The organism is Methylomonas sp. BG-2 (assembly GCF_057766305.1).
The window spans coordinates 1-2,521 of the sequence record NZ_JBYMAP010000376.1 but is presented as its reverse complement, the minus strand read 5'-3'; the positions used below and the strand labels follow the sequence as shown (position 1 = coordinate 2,521).

The window sequence follows — 2,521 nt, the reverse complement described above, 5'->3', positions numbered from 1 at the left end:
GCGTCATAATGTCGGCGACGCTGGTCGATTCCAGATCCAAGATGCTGAGTAGCATATTTTGATAGCGGGTCGGCATCGAATGATTGGCGTCGGAGACAATGTTTTTCAATTCTTCCTTATCCCGGGTCACCAAGCCGGCTTTGGTGCTGTTGACGCCGAGAATTCGCAGCAACAACCTGGATAGTAAATTCAGGGTCCAGACCGCCGGATAAAGTAATTTCAATAGAGGGACAAAAAACCAGGCGGAAAAGAATGCGAAATTTTCAGGCTTGAGGGTGGCTAAGGTTTTGGGAATACTGACTGAAAAAACCAGGATTAAGCCGGTTAGAATCGCCAAGGCCGGCAAGATCAGCGGCTCGCCCCCGAGACGCGGCGCAATGACGGTTGTTAGCGAAGCAGTGAGAACAATTCCCAGATGGTAAACTAGGGCGATCAGCCCGTTCAAACGCTCCGGTCGCTTTAATAGCGTTTGGGCCTTGATCGCGCCTTTGTGCTTTTTCTTCGCGAGATGTTGCAGGCGGTAACGGTTTAGCGTCATCAGCGCGGTTTCAGAGGCTGAGAAAAACGCTGAAGTCAACAACAAAGCGACCAGTATACCGAAGAGTATACTAAGGGAAATATCGTTCAAGGCAACGGTGCTCTGGGCAGTGGAACATCGGCTTAGTTTCTCTACTGGGGAGTTTTTGTCAAGTCTCCGCGTCCTGGTAACTGCGGGGCTGGCCCCCGGTATCGTTCAAATCTCTTCAACAATTTATTGCAATAAATTGAAAAACCAGCATTTTGACAATGTGGGGTTTCGGTGCTTAACTTAAAGACCGTTCCTACCCTAAATCGTACCGTCAGGCTATTCCAGAGAATCAACGCATGGCTTTGCCAGAAATTTTACTGATTGACGACCACCCTGTTCGGGTTCAGCAAGTGGAAACCGTACTCAAGTTTTTGGAATACCCGGTAAACACCATTACGGCGAAGGCGTTCGAAACGGCACCGGAACGATGCCGCGAGGCGGATGTGGTGTTTGTCGGCGGTTCCAACGATAAATTGGCGTTTTTGATTAAGTCTATCGCGGACGTGGCAAGTCGAACGCCGATTGTGGTGTTGGCCGAGCCCGGCGGCCAGCAGGCGCTAGCGAGCCCGGTGCACCAGTTAATTGCCAAGACTCTGGAATGGCCCACGGTTTATCCGGAATTGATTCAATTGCTGGATAGTTTTCAACCTGCCGAGTTACCGAAAAAATCACGTTCCGATAAGGGCTTGGCCGGTATTAGCAGGGTGATCGCCAGGACGCGCGAATTGATCGATCAAGTCGCCAAGTCCGATGCCACGGTATTGATTTTGGGAGAGTCGGGCACGGGTAAGGAGGTGGTCGCCCAAGCCCTACATCGCGGCTCTTCCCGCCGGGATAAGCCTTTTGTACCGGTCAATTGCGGCGCGATTCCCGGCGAGTTGCTGGAAAGCGAATTGTTCGGCCACGAAAAAGGCGCGTTTACCGGCGCGTTGACCGCCCGGCAAGGCCGGTTCGAGTTGGCCGAGGGCGGGACCTTGTTTCTCGATGAGATCGGCGACATGCCGATGCCGATGCAGGTCAAACTGTTGAGAGTATTGCAGGAACGTACGTTCGAACGTGTGGGTAGTAATAAAACGATACACTGTGATGTGCGTATCGTAGCGGCAACTCACCGGCAACTGGAGCAAGAGATTGCGGAAAAACGGTTCCGGGAGGATTTGTTCTACCGTTTGAACGTGTTCCCGATCGAAGTTCCAGCCCTACGCGAACGCGTCGAAGACATTCCTTATCTGGTAAACGATCTGATCGGCCGCATGGAAGCTCAGAATCGCGGCTCCGTCAGACTGAGTCCTCGCGCGATCGCGGTCTTGTCGCAGCACCATTGGCCGGGGAATGTCAGGGAGTTGTCGAATTTGATCGAACGGCTGGCCATCATTAAGCCTGATGCGTTGGTCGATACCGGCGATTTACCGGAAAAATTTCAAGCCTATGAAGTACCGGACCATCTACCGGCGGCTTTGCCTGACCCGGAAATCCACATCTACCGTCCCGTCGATCATCAGGGTCTGGGCGTGGCGGCACCCGGTGGTGTCGGGGCGATACACTTGCCCGAGCAAGGGATCGATTTAAAGGAATATCTCACGGAACTGGAGAACGAATTGATCCGTCAGGCGCTGGAAGAATGCAACGGGGTCGTGGCGCATGCCGCCAAATTACTCAATATGCGCCGAACCACCTTGGTCGAAAAGCTGCGCAAAGTAGATGCGGCTTAACCGCGAATGACATTCGTAGCGCACATTTGCCAAGTATCATTTAGAGATTGCCGCGGTTCGATGCGCATATTGGGTGCTGGAATTCTGGTCGCGCCGCGGATGGGACGGTGGCAATCATGTTGAGGTCGCTGAACCAACAGATTTTTATCGCGGCACTGTTAGGTGTCCTGATTGGGTTGGGTTTCGGCGCGGCGCGGCCGGAAACGCCCGGCGTGACAGTCGGCTTGTATCTGGCTGGTTT

At 53.2% G+C, this 2,521-nt stretch carries 2 protein-coding genes; one reads left to right on the top strand and one right to left on the bottom strand.

Features of this window, described 5'->3' with window-relative positions; genetic code table 11:
• Positions 1 to 628, bottom strand: a 628-nt coding sequence (locus AC3B8H_RS20340) for a CNNM domain-containing protein (RefSeq protein ID WP_488443342.1), incomplete at its 3' end; no start/stop codon positions are given.
• 236 nt (positions 629 to 864) lie between these two features.
• Between AC3B8H_RS20340 and AC3B8H_RS20335 the strand changes: the two genes are divergently transcribed.
• Complete coding sequence (locus AC3B8H_RS20335) at positions 865 to 2,280, top strand: sigma-54 dependent transcriptional regulator (protein ID WP_488443341.1); 1,416 nt, start codon at positions 865 to 867, stop codon at positions 2,278 to 2,280.
• Positions 2,281 to 2,521: the final 241 nt, after the last annotated feature.